This window comes from Citrobacter sp. Cf116 (assembly GCF_030336505.1).
In the GTDB taxonomy this organism is placed as follows: Bacteria; Pseudomonadota; Gammaproteobacteria; order Enterobacterales; family Enterobacteriaceae; genus Citrobacter; species Citrobacter freundii.
The window spans coordinates 1,213,697-1,231,753 of the sequence record NZ_JAOWEQ010000037.1 but is presented as its reverse complement, the minus strand read 5'-3'; the positions used below and the strand labels follow the sequence as shown (position 1 = coordinate 1,231,753).

Here is an 18,057-nt window from a genome sequence, read left to right as displayed (position 1 = left end):
GAGTATAGGTCGGACCAGCTGGAATGTTGCAAGTATGTTTATAAATATTTTCAAATTTGATCAGAGAAACGCGATCCAGCTGGCAAAATTGCGGAGGTGCGCACTCACCTGTTTGGGCGATTTTTGTTTTAGATCATTTTTAAGTGTGATTTCGGTCACTTATCGCATTTCGTACAATTAACGACTGGAGAGGCGAATAATGGGAGCGTAAAATATCCCTATCGTTTATCTGGCACCTCAGGTGCGAATACAGAGGAAATCTACAATGAGTAAATGCAGTGCTGATGAAACCCCGGTTTGCTGCTGTATGGATGTTGGCACCATCATGGACAACTCCGATTGCACCGCGTCCTACAGCCGTGTGTTCGCGAATCGCGCAGAGGCAGAAGAAACACTGGCCGCTCTGACTGAAAAGGCACGTGGCGTGGAATCTGAGCCTTGCCAAATCACTTCGACTTTTACTGAAGAGTCAGAAGGTGTGCGTCTGGATATCGACTTTGTTTTTGCCTGTGAAGCTGAAACGCTGATTTTCCAGCTGGGCCTGCGTTAATCCCCCTCTGCAAAAGCCCTTGCTATCAGATAGCAAGGGCTTTTTCGTAACTGTCAGTGATTATTCACTGTGTCTTAGCTCCCACTTTCTTTTCTCCCCGCTTGGCTAAATGTAAAAAATTGGTTAAGACTATGATCAGGTCAGACCACTTATTTTATTTTTTTTACAGGGGAGTGTTATGAGTCAGGCTTTACCGCTGGTTACCCGCCAGGGCGACCGTATTGCCATTGTAAGTGGATTGCGTACGCCATTTGCTCGTCAGGCTACCGCGTTTCATGGCATTCCCGCCGTTGATTTAGGAAAAATGGTCGTCGGTGAGCTGCTGGCGCGCAGCGAAATTCCTGCCGATGTGATCGAGCAACTGGTTTTTGGTCAGGTGGTGCAAATGCCTGAAGCACCAAATATTGCTCGTGAAATTGTGCTGGGAACCGGCATGAATGTACATACCGATGCATACAGCGTGAGCAGGGCCTGCGCGACCAGTTTCCAGGCGGTGGCGAATGTCGCGGAAAGCCTGATGGCGGGGTCTATTCGTGCTGGAATTGCGGGTGGTGCGGACTCCTCGTCAGTCTTGCCTATTGGCGTTAGTAAAAAGCTGGCGCGGGTGCTGGTGGATGTCAATAAGGCCCGGACAACCGGTCAACGCCTTAAACTCTTTTCCCGATTGCGCTTACGTGACCTGATGCCTGTGCCGCCAGCCGTCGCCGAGTATTCCACCGGTTTGCGTATGGGGGATACGGCTGAGCAAATGGCCAAAACCTATGGTATTACCCGAGAGCAGCAGGATGCTCTGGCGCACCGCTCTCATCAGCGTGCTGCTCAGGCATGGGCTGAAGGAAAGCTGGCAGATGAGGTAATGACTACCTACGCGCCACCGTTTAAAGATCCTTTTTCAGAAGATAACAACATTCGCGGTAACTCTACGCTGGCCGATTACGCCAAACTACGTCCGGCGTTTGACCGCAAGCACGGCACCGTCACCGCGGCAAACAGTACCCCGCTAACGGACGGCGCAGCCGCCGTGATCATGATGACAGAGTCGCGTGCGAAAGAGTTGGGGCTGGTGCCGCTGGGGTACTTGCGTAGTTTTGCTTTTACCGCCATCGATGTCTGGCAGGACATGCTGCTGGGACCGGCGTGGTCAACACCGCTTGCCCTGGAGAGAGCCGGTCTGACGATGGCAGATTTAACCCTGATCGATATGCATGAAGCCTTTGCCGCGCAAACGCTGGCGAATCTTCAGCTGTTGGGTAGCGAACGTTTTGCCCGCGACGTGCTGGGCAGGGGGCATGCCACTGGCGAGGTTGATGACAGTAAATTTAACGTGCTGGGCGGATCGATTGCCTATGGACACCCCTTTGCTGCCACCGGTGCGCGCATGATCACTCAAACCCTCCATGAGCTGCGTCGTCGTGGCGGCGGTTTTGGTTTAGTGACAGCCTGTGCAGCTGGTGGTCTGGGTGCGGCAATGGTTCTGGAGGCGGAATAATGGAAATGACATCGGCTTTTACACTAAACGTACGTCTGGATAACGTTGCTGTTGTCACCATTGATGTGCCCGGAGAGAAAATGAACACCCTGAAAGCAGAGTTTGCTTCTCAGGTGCGGGCCATTCTGAAACAAATCCGCGATAACAAAGCATTGCGTGGTGTGGTGTTTATTTCGGCTAAACCCGATAACTTCATTGCCGGGGCGGATATCAACATGATTGGTCGCTGTCGCAGCGCGCAGGAAGCCGAAACGCTGGCCCGTCAGGGGCAGCAGATGATGGCTGAAATTAATGCTTTACCGATCCCGGTTATCGCCGCGATTCATGGTGCATGCCTCGGCGGTGGCCTGGAGATGGCGCTGGCGTGCCACAACCGTATTTGTACCGATGATGCTAAAACCGTACTGGGTTTACCTGAAGTACAACTTGGCTTGTTGCCCGGCTCCGGTGGTACGCAGCGGCTGCCGCGCCTGATTGGCGTCAGTACCGCACTGGATATGATCCTCACCGGAAAACAATTACGCGCAAAACAGGCGCTGAAAGTTGGTTTAGTGGATGAGGTTGTACCGCATTCCATTTTGCTGGAAGCGGCCGTTGAACTGGCTAAAAAGGACAGTTCTGCGCAACGAACACTGCCCGTGAGAGAGCGAGTGTTGGCGGGGCCGCTGGGGCGGGCGCTGTTGTTCCGCATGGCCAGTAAAAAGACGGCGCAAAAAACGCAAGGTAACTACCCTGCAACAGAACGTATCCTTGAGGTCATCGAAACCGGGCTAGCGCAAGGCAGCAGTAGTGGTTACGACGCAGAGGCCAGCGCGTTTGGTGAGTTGGCGATGACATCCCAGTCTCAGGCGCTACGGCACATCTTTTTTGCCAACACCGACGTGAAAAAGGATCCGGGAAGTGATGCGAAGCCCGGCCCGCTGGACAGCGTTGGCATTTTGGGCGGCGGTCTGATGGGGGGCGGTATTGCTTATGTGACGGCCTGTAAAGGCGGCTTGCCTGTGCGCATCAAAGATATAAACGCTAAGGGAATCAACCATGCGCTGAAGTATAGCTGGGATCAGCTTGAAACGAAGGTTCGTCGCCGTCATATCAAAGCCAGCGAACGCGATAAACAACTGGCGCTGATTTCGGGATCGATCGACTACCGTGGCTTTGCGCATCGCGATTTGATTATTGAAGCCGTGTTTGAAGATTTGTCGCTAAAACAACGGATGGTGGCAGAAGTTGAGCAAAATTGCGCACCTCATACCGTTTTTGCTTCTAACACCTCATCTTTGCCCATTGGCGATATTGCTGCGAATGCTACCAGGCCTGAACAAGTGATTGGTTTACACTTTTTTAGTCCGGTGGAAAAAATGCCGTTGGTCGAAGTGATCCCACATGCCACGACCTCCGAGCAGACGATTGCAACTACCGTTAAGTTAGCGAAAAAACAGGGCAAAACACCGATAGTGGTCAGAGATAAGGCCGGCTTTTACGTTAACCGCATTTTAGCGCCTTACATTAACGAAGCGATTCGTATGTTGACCGAGGGCGAGCGGGTCGAAACCATAGACGCCGCGCTGGTTAAGTTTGGTTTTCCAGTTGGGCCAATCCAACTTTTGGATGAGGTCGGAATTGATACGGGCACTAAAATTATACCAGTGCTTGAGGCTGCATATGGAGAACGTTTTAGCGCGCCTGCAAATGTTGTTGCTTCAATTTTGAATGACGATCGCAAAGGTAGAAAAAATGGTCGGGGTTTCTATCTTTATGGTGTGAAAGGGCGTAAAAGCAAAAAACAGGTCGACCCTGCAATTTATACGCTTATTGGTGTCCAGGGGCAGGGCCGACTTACCGCTGCGCAGGTAGCAGAGCGGTGCGTCATGTTAATGCTCAATGAAGCAGCTCGTTGTTTCGACGAGAAGATAGTCCGTAGCGCACGTGATGGCGACATCGGCGCTGTATTTGGTATTGGTTTTCCGCCATTCCTCGGCGGCCCGTTCCGGTATATGGATTCACTCGGCGCGGGAGAAGTGGTTGCGACTCTGCAACGCCTGACCACGCAATACGGCTCGCGGTTTGCGCCGTGTGAACAGTTATTGCAGATGGCGGCACACAGTGAAAGATTCTGGAATATTGGGGAAACTGACCTGAATTCATGAGGTCAAAGGTAGGATGAATCCGCACTGAATGTATGGCTCGCGCTCAAAATGTAAACAGAGATTGACTATACTTACGCCGTTGAGGTAAAAAACAGCGTTTCATTCGGTGAATGGATAAGGCACAATGCCGGCCACCATATCGTTATCACAGCCAATAGGGGCTGTGAATAAAGGTATTGGTGATTCTGGTTAACAAAAGCGGTGCAATATGCAAGTTTTTATCATGCGTCACGGCGACGCGGCCCTCGATGCCGCCAGTGATTCGGTTCGTCCCTTAACCTCCTGTGGTTGTGACGAATCTCGCCTGATGGCGAACTGGCTGAAAGGTCAAAAAGTGGATATCGAACGTGTTCTGGTGAGCCCGTTCCTACGAGCCGAACAAACGCTGGATGTGGTGGGGGAATGTATGAATCTGCCAACCGGTGTGGATGTTTTGCCGGAGTTGACTCCCTGCGGCGATGTCGGTCTGGTCAGTGCCTATTTACAGGCTCTGGCCAATGAAGGTATTGCCACGGCACTGGTTATCTCTCACTTGCCTTTAGTGGGGTATCTGGTGTCTGAGCTTTGCCCAGGTGAAACACCGCCGATGTTTACCACATCAGCGATTGCCAGCGTAACGCTTGATGAGAGCGGGAAGGGTACTTTTAACTGGCAGATGAGCCCGTGTAACCTGAAAATGGCAAAAGCGATTTAAAAAGGTTGGTATCGGATAAGGCGCAGCCGTCATCCGAAAATGCAAAGAGCCGCAAACGCGGCTCTTTCTGTTTTTCTGCATCACGGAAGTTCGGGCGGTAGCCACTCTTCTACTTCAATTAGCACCAGCAGCGCGGCGTCGCCACCGTACTCTTTCGGTGCCTGATGAAAAGCCATCACGTGCGGATGCTGGGCCAGCCAAAGCGGCGTTTGCTGTTTCAGAATATGTTTTCCGTGGCCATGCATCACGCAGGCGCAAAATACATGCTCACGACGACAGGCGGCAATCAGCGCGCCTAACTCTTGTTTGGCCTGCTGCTGGGTCAGCCCATGCAGATCGAGAAACAGCTCCGGAGAGTAATCGCCACGGCGCATTTTCTTCAGTTCGAAATGGCTGACGTCGGCACGCAGGTATCTTACCGGACCGTCCGTATTCAGCAGCGGCTGAAACTCATCCGAGAAATAGTGGCTGGCATCAGCTTGCTCCTGTAGCAGTCTTTTAACCGGAACCTCGGCAATTTTTTTACGTGGAGGTCGGTGAACAATGGTGTCCTGTTTAATTTTACGCGTGCCGGTCATCAGCTGGCGAAACAGCGTCTGATCCTCCTCGCTGAGCGATGTTTTCTTTTTCATTCGAGAGTCTCAACTTTTATTTTCCATTAGTTTAACCCGACTCGGCGGGCATCCGATCGCTTAAAACGCAATTTTCGCGCTCAGGCCCTGTGTGAATGCTGATTTATCGCCGTCTTCGTGGCAAACTAGCCGCCGAAATTAATACGAGCATGCCCTGGAGGAATACGTGGATAAAATTTTCGTCGATGAAGCAGTGAGTGAACTGCATACCATTCAGGACATGTTGCGTTGGGCGGTCAGCCGTTTTAGCGCGGCGAACATCTGGTATGGCCATGGCACGGATAACCCATGGGACGAGGCCGTACAACTGGTGCTGCCGTCACTTTATTTGCCGTTGGATATTCCGGAAGACATGCGTACAGCGCGTCTGACCTCCAGCGAGCGTCATCGTATTGTTGAACGCGTGATTCGCCGCGTCAACGAGCGCATTCCGGTTGCTTATCTGACCAACAAAGCCTGGTTCTGCGGGCATGAGTTTTATGTTGATGAACGCGTGCTGGTTCCGCGTTCACCGATTGGCGAGCTTATTAATAACCGCTTTGCGGGCCTTATTAATGAGCAGCCGCAGCATATCCTCGATATGTGTACCGGCAGCGGTTGTATTGCCATTGCCTGCGCGTATGCCTTCCCGGAAGCCGAAGTTGATGCGGTGGATATCTCCACTGACGCGCTGGCGGTGACCGAACACAATATTGAAGAACACGGCCTGATCCATCACGTCACGCCGATCCGTTCCGATCTGTTCCGCGATCTGCTGAAAGTCCAGTATGACCTGATTGTGACCAACCCGCCGTATGTCGATGCGGAAGATATGTCCGATCTGCCAAACGAATATCGTCACGAACCTGAGCTGGGTCTGGCGTCCGGCAGTGATGGGCTGAAACTTACCCGCCGCATTCTGGGGAACGCCCCAGACTACCTGTCAGATAACGGTATTCTGATTTGTGAAGTCGGAAACAGCATGGTACATCTGATAGAGCAATATCCGGATGTACCGTTCACCTGGCTGGAGTTCGACAACGGCGGTGACGGCGTATTCATGCTGACCAAAGAGCAGTTAGTTGCTGCTCGTGAGCACTTCAGCATTTATAAAGACTAATTACACGCGCACATACACAACACTCATAACGGAGCCGTGATGGCAGGAAACACAATTGGACAACTCTTTCGCGTAACCACTTTCGGCGAATCACACGGGCTGGCGCTCGGTTGTATTGTCGATGGTGTTCCGCCGGGCATTTCTCTGACAGAAGCTGACCTGCAGCACGATCTCGACAGACGGCGTCCTGGCACATCGCGCTACACTACGCAGCGTCGTGAGCCGGATCAGGTGAAAATCCTCTCCGGGGTGTTCGAGGGCGTTACCACTGGCACCAGCATTGGCCTGCTGATCGAAAATACCGATCAGCGTTCACAGGATTACGGCGCGATTAAGGACGTTTTTCGTCCAGGACACGCCGACTATACCTATGAGCAAAAATATGGCCTGCGCGACTACCGTGGTGGCGGACGTTCGTCCGCACGTGAAACAGCGATGCGCGTGGCGGCCGGAGCGATTGCCAAAAAATATCTGGCGGAAAAGTTCGGCGTTGAGATTCGTGGTTGCCTGACGCAGATGGGTGATATTCCTTTGGAGATCAAAGACTGGTCCCAGGTGGAACTTAACCCGTTCTTTTGTCCGGACCCGGATAAACTCGAAGCGCTGGACGAACTGATGCGCGGGCTGAAGAAAGAGGGCGACTCCATCGGGGCGAAGGTGACCGTTGTTGCAAGCGGTGTGCCTGCGGGTCTTGGCGAACCTGTATTCGACCGCCTGGATGCCGACATCGCCCATGCGCTGATGAGCATTAACGCCGTTAAGGGCGTTGAGATTGGCGACGGATTTGACGTTGTTGCGCTGCGTGGCAGCCAGAACCGAGATGAAATCACCAAAGAAGGTTTCCAGAGTAACCATGCGGGCGGCATTCTGGGTGGGATCAGCAGCGGGCAACAAATCATTGCTCATATGGCGCTGAAACCGACGTCCAGTATTACCGTTCCAGGGCGCACCATTAACCGCTTTGGTGAAGAAGTCGAAATGATCACTAAAGGTCGTCACGATCCGTGCGTTGGGATCCGCGCCGTACCGATCGCCGAGGCGATGCTGGCGATCGTATTGATGGATCACCTGCTGCGTCAGCGGGCGCAAAATGCGGACGTGAAGACCGATATTCCACGCTGGTAAGAGATGAAAAAAACGGCACTTGCGGCGCTGGCTCTGTTTGCCAGTACCGCCTGTCTGGCGGCGACGCCCTGGCAGAAAATTACCCATCCGGTTGCGGGCAGCGCGCAGTCTATCGGCGCGTTTTCCAATGGCTGTATTGTTGGCGCAGATACGCTGCCTGTACAGTCAGAACATTATCAGGTGATGCGCACCGATCAGCGTCGTTACTTTGGCCATCCGGATCTGGTGAGGTTTATCCAGCGTCTGAGTAATCAGGCTAATAGTCAGGGGCTGGGCACGGTGTTAATCGGCGATATGGGTATGCCGGCCGGTGGGCGATTCAATGGCGGTCACGCCAGCCACCAGACGGGACTGGATGTTGATATTTTCCTGCAACTGCCGAAAACGCGCTGGACCCAGTCGCAACTGCTGCGGCCGCAGGCGTTAGATCTGGTCTCACAGGACGGCAAACGTGTTGTGCCATCACTGTGGAAACCGGAGATTTTTAGCCTGGTAAGGCTGGCTGCAAAAGATAATGAAGTAACGCGTATTTTCGTGAATCCGGCGATTAAGCAACAACTTTGTCTGGATGCAGGGACCGACAGGGACTGGTTGCGTAAAGTGCGGCCATGGTTCCAGCATCGTGCGCATATGCACGTGCGGTTACGTTGCCCTGCCGACAGCCTTGAGTGCGAAGATCAACCGTTACCGCCACCGGGTGACGGCTGTGGCGCGGAGCTGCAAAGCTGGTTCGAACCTCCAAAACCTGGAACCACCAAGCCTGAGAAGAAGACACCGCCGCCGTTGCCGCCTTCCTGCCAGGCGCTACTGGACGAACATGTACTCTAATGGATCATTTTGCCTCTCTGTTTATGGTGTCGCCACTGCTGCTAGGTGTGCTGTTTTTTGTGGCGATGCTGGCAGGTTTTATTGATTCTCTGGCCGGAGGCGGTGGTCTACTCACCATCCCGGCATTGATGGCGGCCGGGATGCCACCTGCGCAAGCGCTGGCGACCAATAAGTTGCAGGCCTGCGGGGGATCTATCTCTTCCTCCCTCTATTTTATTCGTCGTGGCGTGGTTAATCTGGCGGATCAGAAGCTCAATATCTTCATGACGTTTGTCGGATCAATGAGCGGGGCGCTATTGGTTCAGCACGTGCAGTCAGATGTTCTGCGCCAGATCCTGCCGGTTCTGGTTATATGTATTGGCCTTTACTTTCTGTTGATGCCGAAAGTGGGGGAAGAGGACCGACAGCGTCGATTGCACGGTTTACCTTTCGCGCTGGTGGCGGGAGGCTGCGTCGGTTTTTACGATGGCTTTTTTGGTCCGGCGGCAGGGTCGTTCTACGCGCTGGCCTTTGTCATGCTGTGCGGATACAACCTGGCGAAATCGACGGCCCACGCCAAAGTATTAAATGCCACATCGAATATCGGTGGGCTGTTGCTGTTTGCCCTCGGTGGCAAAGTGATTTGGGCGACAGGTTTTGTGATGCTCATTGGCCAGTTTATTGGCGCACGGATGGGCTCTCGACTGGTGCTCAGCAAAGGACAAAAACTCATTCGGCCAATGATCGTTATTGTCTCCGCCGTGATGAGCGCCAAGCTACTTTATGATAATCATGGACAGGAGATTCTCCACTGGCTGGGGATGAACTAATGAATAATACGCATCACTACGAACAGTTAATTGAGATTTTTAACGGCTGCTTTGCCGATGAATTTAATACCCGTCTGATTAAAGGCGACGACGAACCGATCTATCTTCCTGCGGATGCGGAATTACCGTATCACCGTATCGTTTTTGCGCATGGTTATTACGCCAGTGCGTTACACGAAATTTCACACTGGTGCATCGCCGGTAAAGCCCGTCGTGAGCTGGTCGATTTTGGTTACTGGTACTGCCCGGACGGACGCGACGCGAAGACACAATGCCAGTTTGAAGATGTGGAAGTGAAGCCGCAGGCGTTTGACTGGTTGTTTTGCATGGCGGCGGGGTACCCGTTTAACGTCAGTTGCGACAACCTCGAAGGGGACTTTGAACCGGACCGCGTGGTATTCCAGCGCCGTGTTCATGCTCAGGTAATGGAGTACCTGGAAAAGGGGATCCCTGAACGTCCAGCGCGTTTTATTAACGCGTTACAGAATTATTATCACACGCCTGAACTTACGGCGGAACAATTCCCGTGGCCCGAAGCGCTCAACTGAAGCCGCTGCCACGTTTACAATGAGGAAAGAAGATGATCGCGGAGTTTGAATCACGCATTCTGGCATTAATCGACGATATGGTAGAGCACGCCAGCGATGATGAGTTGTTTGCCAGTGGCTATTTGCGTGGGCACCTGACGCTGGCTGTGGCTGAGTTGGATGCTGGCGAGGACCATTCCGCTGAGGCATTGTACGCCAATGTGACCAGCAGCCTGGAAAAAGCCATCAGCGCAGGCGAACTCTCGCCGCGTGACCAGGCGTTAGTGAAAGAGATGTGGGACACTTTATTTCAAAAGGCAACGCAATAATAATTGCAGTGGATTGTGCCGGATGGCGACGCGAAGGCGTCTTATCCGGCCTACGTGGACGGGGATTGTTGGCCTGATAAGCGTAGCGCCATCAGGCAATGATGAGATGGTATCTTATTTCACCGCTTTACCCTTCAATAACTTCCTTACCCACAGACGATTCGGATTCAGCGCAGCCAGCGTGCTGGCATCCATAGGGATAGGTTCATCGCTCATTTGCGATGCCAGAATTTCTGCGCATAGCGGGGCAGTACACAGCCCGCGCGAGCCCAGCGCACCCAACATAAATAAATCGGAATAAACCGGGGCGTTTACGGCGTGCTCTCTGTCTTCGGCAAGAGTGGCATACTGGCTGAGCGTGGTGTCATAATCCGCGACGTTGCCGACCATCGGCATGTGATCGCGCGTGGCGCAGCGCACTCCACAACGGGCGGCATTGCCACTAACGTCTACTTCTTTTGCCCACGCGGCATTCGGGAAACAATCTATTAAGCGCTGACGGTTTTGCTGCTGATCGTCAGCACGATACACCGTTTCTTCACTTCCGCGATGATAACTGGCGCCAATGCAGTGCTGCTGGTTTTGCGGGTTGTGCGGCGTGAGGTAGCCGTCATAGCACAGCACCTGACGCAGCGCTGAAAGCGAAGGCGTAGTAGGAATGTGACTCACCTGACCGCCTACGGAGTACACCGGTAGCGACTGCGTCTGTTCAACGCTGTTAATGCGATGCCCGTTAGCCAGCACTACCGCAGCGTGAGTGGCGGTTGCTCCATTGGCAAACGCCAATTTCCAGTTTTCTGTCTGTCGAGACAGTGAGGCCAGCGTATGTTGATACCGGGTGCGTAATCCCAGCGTTGCGGCATAGTCGAATACGGCGGCGGTTAACTGTGCCGGACACAGCCATCCTCCGGCGGGGTACTGAATCCCGCCGCATCCGGTTTTTACGCCGGTCGTTTGTAAAACCTGCTCTGCGTCAACCCCGACGGCGAGCGCATCGGGCAATTCAAGGGACAACATTTGGTCGATTTTTTGCTGGCTTTTCTCATCCCACGCCAGTTGCGTCACGCCGCACCAGTCATGCGCGAACTCAACGGGGAGGGCGTCATACAGCCGGCGGGCGAAGGTAAACGCGGTGGGGAAAAAGAGATTAATGGCCGCGTCATGTTTGCTCAGTAGCGGATAAAGAGCGCCCTGGCGATTGCCGGATGCACCCCCGGCTGGGTTATCGTCGGCGCAATAGAGCGTGACCTGCCAGCCGCGGCGCAGTAACGCCAACGACAGCAATGCGCTGGCAATCCCCCCGCCAATAATGGCGGCTTCGCGTTTATCTGTTCCGGTACGTGCAAACCAGGGTGCCGAGGAGGGGAGCGCCAGCGTCTTATCCATTACGCCACAAAGCATTTCTCGTTTGCGACCAAAGCCTTTGCATTTTTGCATCGTAAATCCGGCTTCCTGCAATCCCCGACGCACAAAGCCTGCTGAGGTGAAGGTCGCCAGCGTGCCGCCGGGGCGAGCCAGACGGGCCATTGCGTTAAACAGCGTTGGCGTCCACATATCCGGATTTTTTGCCGGCGCGAAACCGTCCAGAAACCAGGCATCCACTTTTTGATTCAGGGAGTCATCCAGCTTGCTGGTCAGTTCATTAATATCACCAAACCACAGATCCAGCGTGACGCGTCCTTCATCAAGGAGCAGGCGATGGCATCCCGCCAGCGGCAGCGGCCATTGCTCTTGTAGCGCCGTGGCCCACGGGGCAAGTTCTGGCCAGTGCTGATGGGCTAAGGTCAGATCTTCACGCGTCAGCGGAAATTTTTCAAAACTGATGAAATGTAATCTTTCCAGGGTAGCGTCAGGGTGGGTATCGCGGAATTCGGCAAATGCCTGCCAGAGTGTCAGGAAGTTAAGTCCGGTGCCAAACCCGCTTTCTGCCACCACGAAGAGGGGACGTGAATGCGCAGGGAATCGCTGGGCGAGATGATTCCCGCCGAGAAAGACGTAACGTGTCTCTTCCAGCCCGTTATCATTAGAAAAATAGACATCGTCAAAATCTCGGGAAACAGGTGTACCCTCAGCGTTGAATTCAAGGTTGGCAGGTTGTATAGCGTATTGTTTCACGTAAGTTACTCGTCTGGCAGGCTGTGCCCCGATCTTAGCGATGAGTGCCTGGCTGCGCAAATTTCCACATTAAATGGCTGATCGGACTTGTTCGGCGTACAAGTGTACGCTATTGTGCCACTCGAAACTTTAAAATAGTGCGACTTACAGAGGTATTGAATGAAACGTGCAGTGATTACTGGCTTGGGCATCGTTTCCAGCATCGGTAATAACCAGCAGGAAGTCCTGGCATCTCTGCGTGAAGGACGTTCAGGGATCACTTTCTCTCAGGAGCTGAAGGACTCCGGCATGCGTAGCCACGTATGGGGCAACGTAAAACTGGATACCACTGGCCTCATTGACCGCAAAGTAGTGCGCTTCATGAGCGACGCATCCATCTATGCATTCCTTTCTATGGAACAGGCAGTGGCTGATGCCGGCCTTGCAGCAGAAGATTACCAGAACAACCCGCGCGTTGGCCTGATTGCAGGTTCCGGCGGCGGCTCCCCGCGTTTTCAGGTGTTCGGTGCTGACGCAATGCGTAGCCCGCGTGGTCTGAAAGCGGTTGGCCCGTATGTGGTCACCAAAGCGATGGCGTCCGGCGTTTCTGCCTGCCTCGCAACGCCGTTCAAAATCCACGGCGTAAACTACTCTATCAGCTCTGCCTGTGCGACATCCGCGCACTGTATCGGTAACGCGGTAGAGCAAATTCAGCTGGGCAAACAGGACATCGTTTTCGCTGGCGGCGGCGAAGAGCTGTGCTGGGAAATGGCGTGTGAATTCGACGCCATGGGCGCGCTGTCTACCAAATATAATGACGATCCGTCGAAAGCTTCCCGTACCTATGACGCAAACCGTGACGGTTTCGTTATTGCAGGCGGCGGCGGTATGGTCGTGGTTGAAGAGCTGGAACACGCGCTGGCACGTGGCGCGCACATCTATGCGGAAATCGTCGGTTACGGCGCAACGTCCGATGGTGCAGACATGGTTGCTCCGTCTGGCGAAGGCGCAGTACGTTGCATGCAGATGGCGATGCACGGCGTAGACACGCCGATCGACTACCTGAACTCCCACGGTACCTCTACTCCGGTAGGCGACGTGAAAGAGCTGGGTGCGATTCGTGAAGTGTTTGGCGACAACAGCCCGGCAATCTCCGCAACCAAAGCCATGACCGGTCACTCACTGGGTGCGGCTGGCGTGCAGGAAGCTATCTACTCTCTGCTGATGCTGGAACACGGCTTTATCGCGCCAAGCATCAACATTGAAGAGCTGGACGAGCAGGCGGCGGGTCTGAACATCGTGACCAAACCGACCGAGCAGGCGCTGACTACCGTGATGTCCAACAGCTTCGGTTTTGGCGGCACCAACGCTACGCTGGTTATGCGTAAGCTGTAAGCGTAAGACTGAAAGATTATGCAAGAGGGGGAGCCTGATGGCTCCCTTTTTTATTTATTCAACTTTTCGTACTCCGGTGCGATTTCCAGAGACCATTCTTTGGCGTGTGCGATATCGCTGGCGCTGTAAATTGGCTGTTCAAATTGATTACCCAGATCCCGCACTCGGTAAATTTTCCAGTGACCGTCCTCCCAACGCGTATAGACTTCCAACTGCATAGGCGCCTCTCCTGTCGGCCCACCTAATTGTACTTCCATCTTTTCGCCACCGAGAAAGGATTGCGCTGATTTGACCCGTAACAGTGGGATCCATTTTGGGTCGTAATCCTGTACGTACATAAAGTAGTCCGAATTCAGTATTTCCTGCTCGTAAAGGCTGTCAATCAGAGCCAGACGATTGATAACGTCTTTCGCCACATAGCGTTGCATGAGTGCGGATGTATCCCGCTCTTGTGTGTAAGCGGACATCCATGCGAGATAGAATAGTTTTACATCCCGGGAGCTGTCGTGGCGCGCCGCAGAGCAGCCGCAAAGTAACAAAACCAGAGCAACCAGCGAGAGCGATTTCATTATGGTTTCCTGTAAATAGTAAATGACGGTTTTGCCGCCCGATAGCCCGGTCCGGCCCACATGTCACGTTGTCTAAAATCGGAGTACCACGCCTGACCGTCAAATATCGCCATATGTCCGCTTGGGTTTCCTCCCTCATAAGGTTGAATGACGACGACATCTCCTGCTCGGGGTTGTTCAAATGTGCCGATGGGACTGAATCCTGCGTTTTTTAACAGTGGTCCATAATCTTTAGCATGGTAGGTATTCCCAAGGGAGATACCTCCTGACTGAATGGCTTTGCGGGTAAATTCCGCACAGCGTCCTTGAGAATGTGACCCCGCGTGTGATTTAGCGTGATTAACTGCTGTTGTTTTATTCCAGCTCATCGATGTTCCTGTTAATTGATTATGTAATAACAACGTGTATTTCTTTAACAGGATTCAAACTGATAAAAATGACCGATAATGCTATTAATATCTTTAATACATTAGCCTTTAATATAAATTAATTGGTTGAATGAATTTTTATTAATTTATTTATAATTGATGGTTATTTTTTTTGGGGGTTTGTTTCTCTGATTTAGAGAGATAGCGTGATGGCCAAATTACGTCCGGCGTAGTTTCAAGCGCCTGCGCGATGATCAGCTCCGCCCGAGGCCAACTGCGGGTAAATACATTGCGTAAAGAGTCGGGAGATAACCCCGCTGAACGCGAAAGCTCTCTGAGCGTAATACCTCTTTTTTCCAGTGCACTTTTAATATCTGCACGATGCCAGTCTTGGCTTTTGTGTTCCATTCTGTAATCCTAAGAAGATGTGTTATCGGCACCGATATTTTTCAGGTTATAAATTAGAAAGACAAAAGAACGTTACTTTCTTTTTATCGTAGGAATATTGCCAGAATTAATTTGAAATTTCGCGGAAAAGAAAAAATATTTTTATTTCATCAGCAGAAAGGAAAGAAACTGATGGTAAAAGAGTGGTTCACGGTGAAGGAGTGTCTTGAATTGCTAGGGTTTCCGAGAAGCGCACCCGCTGTACGCTTGCGCTTAAATACCTACAGTGAAGGAAAAGCGGGTGTCAAACGTAAGCGCGCGAAGTCTAAGGCCGAGGAATTTCATATTTCAGTGTTTCCGCTGTATGTACGCTCGTATCTGAATGAAAATGAGAACACAGTAGCACCAGACCACAATATCGCGCAGGAAGCCGAACCTAAAGAGATTTGGGATATGATGTTCCGACTCCTGACGCCGCATCAACGTGAGCAGGTAACCGGGAAGTTCAGAGCGAAAGGCATTGATGCGGTATTTCCCTTTTTGTTTGTAGAGAAGTCAGCATTTTGATATACGCACCTGTGCTTTCACAGTTGACAGTCGGGGGCACTCGCAGGCAGACTCCAGCTTCAACATTATCCTCTTGATAATGCGTAAGCGTTTAACGTTATCCAACGCACCTTAATCCTGATAGTCAGGTAGAGGGGGCGTGGGCATTCCTCGCCTTACTCTGCATTTTGGAGTAACGCATGACAGCTGTAACCCAACAAGAAAAAACACCTTCGGCGAACGTTTCGCTGTTTCGCATCGCTTTTGCGGTTTTCCTGACCTATATGACGGTCGGTTTACCTTTGCCCGTCATTCCTCTGTTTGTGCACCAGGAGCTGGGCTATGGCAATACCATGGTCGGCATCGCCGTCGGCGTACAGTTTCTGGCGACGGTATTAACACGCGGCTACGCCGGGCGGTTAGCCGATCAATATGGTGCCAAACGCTCGGCGCTACAGGGGATGCTTGCCTGTGGGCTGGCGGGTGCGGCGTGGCTTTTAGCCGCGCTATTACCTGTTTCTGTTCCCGTAAAATTTGCGTTGCTAATCGTCGGTCGTTTGATCCTCGGTTTTGGCGAAAGCCAACTGCTCACCGGAACGTTGACCTGGGGGCTGGGGCTGGTCGGCCCAACACGCTCCGGTAAGGTGATGTCATGGAACGGAATGGCGATTTACGGCGCGCTGGCCGCCGGTGCGCCGCTGGGCTTGTTGATCCACAGCCACTTTGGCTTCGCGGCGCTGGCGGGGACGACGATGGTATTACCGCTGCTGGCATGGGCATTCAACGGCACCGTGCGTAAAGTGCCTGCACATGCAGGAGAACGTCCTTCGTTATGGAGCGTGGTAGGGCTTATCTGGAAACCGGGCCTGGGCCTGGCGCTGCAGGGCGTTGGCTTTGCGGTGATCGGTACATTTATTTCACTCTATTTTGTCAGCAACGGCTGGACGATGGCGGGGTTCACCCTGACCGCGTTTGGCGGGGCGTTTGTGCTGATGCGCATTCTGTTTGGCTGGATGCCGGACCGGTTCGGCGGCGTGAAGGTTGCCGTTGTCTCTTTGCTGGTGGAAACCGCAGGACTGATTCTGTTGTGGCAGGCCCCAACAGCCTGGGTTGCACTGCTTGGAGCGGCATTAACCGGGGCCGGGTGTTCGCTTATCTTCCCGGCCTTGGGCGTCGAGGTGGTGAAGCGAGTACCCGCGCAGGTTCGCGGTACGGCGCTGGGCGGTTACGCCGCATTTCAGGATATCTCCTACGGCATAAGCGGTCCGGTCGCCGGGGTGCTGGCTACCGCGTACGGTTATTCCTCAGTGTTCCTTGCCGGGGCGATATCAGCCGTGGTGGGGATTATTGTAACGTTGCTTACGCTGCGTAAAGGTTAAGCGACCAGCCAGAAAATGGCTAACGCAATCATCAATGCAACAAACAACAGTCCCGGTCGTGCCGACAGAGATTTAACCGTTTCAATCATCGGCGCGAACGGGCTGTAAATGGGTTGCAGATGACGCGGATCGCTGAGCTCGCGTTCTCGTTCCACGCGACGCAGGAAAATTTGATTGAGCAAGTCCTGTACCTGCACCGTGGTCAGAATCGATTGTGGTTGGATCTGATACGTCTGCTGCGCGTACTCTTTTATTGCTGTCAGCTCATTCGGCTCTAATGGCAGCTTCAGCGCAGCCTGGAGCGTTTGTAGCGTCGGGGCGCTTTGCAGGCTGAGCGTCTGGCGCGCCTGCAGCCAGGTGACCAGGTGCGTAAACTGTTTGGCAGGGATCAGCTCACCGCTTTTTACGCCAGACAACTCCAGCATCGACTGCCAGATCATCTTCCCGGATTCTCCCGTGGCCGCCGCCAGTTTGGTAACTAACTGGTTCAGCGTATTGTGCTCTGCGGGGAGCAACGGGCGATCGGTTGCCGGGCGCTGCTGCGGCTGTGGTATCGACAGCTGCCCTTGTTGCAGCAGCGTGAGCACGTTTTTCAACTGCTCAGGCGTGAGCTGACTGAGTGCCGTTTGCCCATACTGCTGACGGATAAAATCACTCACCGCCTGGCGATTATTTCCCTGGCTCAGTAATTCAGTGAGCTGCGAAAGCACCTGACGATTAACATGATTTTGCTGAGCAACCCCCAGCCGTTGGTTCAGGTTTTGCTCAGCGGCTGGAAAGTGACGTGACTGCAGCGGAGTATCACTTTTGACGCCCAGATCGTGCTTCATTCCGGCCCACACCTCAGCACTTTGCTGCTGGGTGAGTGAAATCAAACGGGTAATTAGTCGTTCCAACACAGTACGTTGTTGCGTGGATAACGGTTGTTCACCCGCAGCGGAAGGGGCATTTGGGCCTTCACCGGGAGGGCGTGCGGGCGTACCTGAAATGGGCTGCATCATCTCTGTTCCTTAAATCTGTGCTGACCAGGTCTCGCAGTATGCCTGGCGGCGAGATTATGGCACACTTGCCCGGTTAACTCTCGTTCTCA

The 18,057-nt window shown here is 53.2% G+C and carries 19 protein-coding genes; 13 read left to right on the top strand and 6 right to left on the bottom strand.

All coding sequences use genetic code 11. The features are described from left to right. The first annotated feature begins 265 nt into the window (after positions 1-265). The 4 genes from OGV74_RS15275 to sixA all read left to right on the top strand — a co-directional run bounded on the left by OGV74_RS15275 (position 266) and on the right by sixA (position 4,880). The gene (locus tag OGV74_RS15275) at positions 266-550 is read left to right on the top strand and encodes a YfcZ/YiiS family protein (protein ID WP_003834838.1); all 285 of its coding nucleotides are present in this window, start codon (positions 266-268) and stop codon (positions 548-550) included. Positions 551-728: 178 nt separating this feature from the next. After that, entirely contained in the window at positions 729-2,039 is a 1,311-nt protein-coding gene (fadI, locus tag OGV74_RS15270) for an acetyl-CoA C-acyltransferase FadI (protein WP_003028183.1), read from the top strand. Further along, complete coding sequence (gene fadJ, locus OGV74_RS15265) at positions 2,039-4,186, top strand: fatty acid oxidation complex subunit alpha FadJ (protein WP_086504387.1); 2,148 nt, start codon at positions 2,039-2,041, stop codon at positions 4,184-4,186. Before fadI ends, fadJ begins: the two co-directional genes overlap by 1 nt. A 208-nt stretch (positions 4,187-4,394) precedes the next feature. Beyond that, positions 4,395-4,880 carry a phosphohistidine phosphatase SixA gene (gene sixA, locus OGV74_RS15260; protein WP_003028179.1) on the top strand — a complete coding sequence of 162 codons (486 nt, stop codon included), beginning with the start codon at positions 4,395-4,397 and terminating at the stop codon, positions 4,878-4,880. Positions 4,881-4,960: 80 nt separating this feature from the next. Here sixA and smrB read toward each other — a convergent pair whose 3' ends face one another. After that, positions 4,961-5,512, bottom strand: a complete 552-nt coding sequence (smrB, locus tag OGV74_RS15255) for an endonuclease SmrB (RefSeq protein ID WP_003839296.1) — start codon at positions 5,510-5,512, stop codon at positions 4,961-4,963. A gap of 166 nt (positions 5,513-5,678) precedes the next feature. Here smrB and prmB point away from each other — a divergent pair, with 166 nt between their 5' ends. From prmB to OGV74_RS15225, 6 genes are read left to right on the top strand one after another with little or no spacing between them, the layout of a single operon-like run. Beyond that, positions 5,679-6,611: a 50S ribosomal protein L3 N(5)-glutamine methyltransferase gene (gene prmB, locus OGV74_RS15250; protein WP_003028173.1), complete on the top strand. Its 933-nt coding sequence runs from the start codon at positions 5,679-5,681 to the stop codon at positions 6,609-6,611. A gap of 39 nt (positions 6,612-6,650) precedes the next feature. Next, positions 6,651-7,736 (top strand): chorismate synthase, encoded by a 1,086-nt coding sequence (gene aroC / locus OGV74_RS15245; protein WP_003028170.1) that lies wholly within the window; start codon positions 6,651-6,653, stop codon positions 7,734-7,736. Positions 7,737-7,739: 3 nt separating this feature from the next. Continuing rightward, the gene (gene mepA, locus OGV74_RS15240; protein WP_003028168.1) at positions 7,740-8,564 is read left to right on the top strand and encodes a penicillin-insensitive murein endopeptidase; all 825 of its coding nucleotides are present in this window, start codon (positions 7,740-7,742) and stop codon (positions 8,562-8,564) included. Then, positions 8,564-9,373, top strand: coding sequence for a sulfite exporter TauE/SafE family protein (locus OGV74_RS15235; RefSeq protein ID WP_003028167.1), 810 nt, complete (start codon positions 8,564-8,566; stop codon positions 9,371-9,373). Before mepA ends, OGV74_RS15235 begins: the two co-directional genes overlap by 1 nt. Further along, positions 9,373-9,921: an elongation factor P hydroxylase gene (locus OGV74_RS15230; protein ID WP_003834819.1), complete on the top strand. Its 549-nt coding sequence runs from the start codon at positions 9,373-9,375 to the stop codon at positions 9,919-9,921. Before OGV74_RS15235 ends, OGV74_RS15230 begins: the two co-directional genes overlap by 1 nt. 32 nt (positions 9,922-9,953) lie before the next feature. After that, a complete protein-coding gene (locus OGV74_RS15225; protein ID WP_003028163.1) occupies positions 9,954-10,229 on the top strand; it encodes a YfcL family protein in 276 nt (91 codons plus the stop codon). Between the two features lie 114 nt (positions 10,230-10,343). On the opposite strand, the gene mnmC is transcribed toward OGV74_RS15225, so the two are convergent. Further along, on the bottom strand, positions 10,344-12,344 hold the full coding sequence (gene mnmC / locus OGV74_RS15220) for a bifunctional tRNA (5-methylaminomethyl-2-thiouridine)(34)-methyltransferase MnmC2/FAD-dependent 5-carboxymethylaminomethyl-2-thiouridine(34) oxidoreductase MnmC1 (protein ID WP_199880188.1): 2,001 nt from the start codon (positions 12,342-12,344) through the stop codon (positions 10,344-10,346). A gap of 159 nt (positions 12,345-12,503) precedes the next feature. Here mnmC and fabB point away from each other — a divergent pair, with 159 nt between their 5' ends. Then, positions 12,504-13,718 carry a beta-ketoacyl-ACP synthase I gene (fabB, locus tag OGV74_RS15215; protein WP_003028160.1) on the top strand — a complete coding sequence of 405 codons (1,215 nt, stop codon included), beginning with the start codon at positions 12,504-12,506 and terminating at the stop codon, positions 13,716-13,718. A 50-nt stretch (positions 13,719-13,768) separates the two neighbouring features. Here fabB and OGV74_RS15210 read toward each other — a convergent pair whose 3' ends face one another. From OGV74_RS15210 to OGV74_RS15200, 3 genes are all read right to left on the bottom strand, one after another. Beyond that, positions 13,769-14,287 (bottom strand): YqhG/Tai3 family protein, encoded by a 519-nt coding sequence (locus tag OGV74_RS15210; protein ID WP_003028158.1) that lies wholly within the window; start codon positions 14,285-14,287, stop codon positions 13,769-13,771. Then, positions 14,287-14,655 (bottom strand): CHAP domain-containing protein, encoded by a 369-nt coding sequence (locus OGV74_RS15205; protein ID WP_003028155.1) that lies wholly within the window; start codon positions 14,653-14,655, stop codon positions 14,287-14,289. The genes OGV74_RS15210 and OGV74_RS15205 overlap by 1 nt, the downstream gene beginning before the upstream one ends. Positions 14,656-14,805: 150 nt before the next feature. Further along, positions 14,806-15,063, bottom strand: a complete 258-nt coding sequence (locus OGV74_RS15200) for a helix-turn-helix domain-containing protein (RefSeq protein ID WP_003028153.1) — start codon at positions 15,061-15,063, stop codon at positions 14,806-14,808. A gap of 171 nt (positions 15,064-15,234) precedes the next feature. On the opposite strand from OGV74_RS15200, the gene OGV74_RS15195 reads away from it, so the two are divergent. Together OGV74_RS15195 and OGV74_RS15190 are read left to right on the top strand one after the other, a co-directional pair. Further along, a complete protein-coding gene (locus tag OGV74_RS15195) occupies positions 15,235-15,609 on the top strand; it encodes a hypothetical protein (protein ID WP_286521050.1) in 375 nt (124 codons plus the stop codon). Between the two features lie 179 nt (positions 15,610-15,788). Next, positions 15,789-16,967 (top strand): MFS transporter, encoded by a 1,179-nt coding sequence (locus OGV74_RS15190; RefSeq protein ID WP_286521048.1) that lies wholly within the window; start codon positions 15,789-15,791, stop codon positions 16,965-16,967. On the opposite strand, the gene flk is transcribed toward OGV74_RS15190, so the two are convergent. Beyond that, complete coding sequence (gene flk / locus OGV74_RS15185) at positions 16,964-17,965, bottom strand: flagella biosynthesis regulator Flk (protein ID WP_003028147.1); 1,002 nt, start codon at positions 17,963-17,965, stop codon at positions 16,964-16,966. The two genes, OGV74_RS15190 and flk, sit on opposite strands and share 4 nt — an antisense overlap. Positions 17,966-18,057 lie beyond the last annotated feature (92 nt).

What these genes read in the sequence shown, in the direction of transcription:
- OGV74_RS15275 (WP_003834838.1), top strand. Translation starts at nt 266, where the DNA reads ATGAGTAAATGCAGTGCTGATGAAACCCCGGTTTGCTGCTGTATGGAT.
- fadI (WP_003028183.1), top strand. Translation starts at nt 729, where the DNA reads ATGAGTCAGGCTTTACCGCTGGTTACCCGCCAGGGCGACCGTATTGCC.
- fadJ (WP_086504387.1), top strand. Translation starts at nt 2,039, where the DNA reads ATGGAAATGACATCGGCTTTTACACTAAACGTACGTCTGGATAACGTT.
- sixA (WP_003028179.1), top strand. Translation starts at nt 4,395, where the DNA reads ATGCAAGTTTTTATCATGCGTCACGGCGACGCGGCCCTCGATGCCGCC.
- smrB (WP_003839296.1), bottom strand. Translation starts at nt 5,512, where the DNA reads ATGAAAAAGAAAACATCGCTCAGCGAGGAGGATCAGACGCTGTTTCGC.
- aroC (WP_003028170.1), top strand. Translation starts at nt 6,651, where the DNA reads ATGGCAGGAAACACAATTGGACAACTCTTTCGCGTAACCACTTTCGGC.
- mepA (WP_003028168.1), top strand. Translation starts at nt 7,740, where the DNA reads ATGAAAAAAACGGCACTTGCGGCGCTGGCTCTGTTTGCCAGTACCGCC.
- OGV74_RS15235 (WP_003028167.1), top strand. Translation starts at nt 8,564, where the DNA reads ATGGATCATTTTGCCTCTCTGTTTATGGTGTCGCCACTGCTGCTAGGT.
- OGV74_RS15230 (WP_003834819.1), top strand. Translation starts at nt 9,373, where the DNA reads ATGAATAATACGCATCACTACGAACAGTTAATTGAGATTTTTAACGGC.
- OGV74_RS15225 (WP_003028163.1), top strand. Translation starts at nt 9,954, where the DNA reads ATGATCGCGGAGTTTGAATCACGCATTCTGGCATTAATCGACGATATG.
- fabB (WP_003028160.1), top strand. Translation starts at nt 12,504, where the DNA reads ATGAAACGTGCAGTGATTACTGGCTTGGGCATCGTTTCCAGCATCGGT.
- OGV74_RS15210 (WP_003028158.1), bottom strand. Translation starts at nt 14,287, where the DNA reads ATGAAATCGCTCTCGCTGGTTGCTCTGGTTTTGTTACTTTGCGGCTGC.
- OGV74_RS15205 (WP_003028155.1), bottom strand. Translation starts at nt 14,655, where the DNA reads ATGAGCTGGAATAAAACAACAGCAGTTAATCACGCTAAATCACACGCG.
- OGV74_RS15200 (WP_003028153.1), bottom strand. Translation starts at nt 15,063, where the DNA reads ATGGAACACAAAAGCCAAGACTGGCATCGTGCAGATATTAAAAGTGCA.
- OGV74_RS15195 (WP_286521050.1), top strand. Translation starts at nt 15,235, where the DNA reads ATGGTAAAAGAGTGGTTCACGGTGAAGGAGTGTCTTGAATTGCTAGGG.
- OGV74_RS15190 (WP_286521048.1), top strand. Translation starts at nt 15,789, where the DNA reads ATGACAGCTGTAACCCAACAAGAAAAAACACCTTCGGCGAACGTTTCG.
- flk (WP_003028147.1), bottom strand. Translation starts at nt 17,965, where the DNA reads ATGCAGCCCATTTCAGGTACGCCCGCACGCCCTCCCGGTGAAGGCCCA.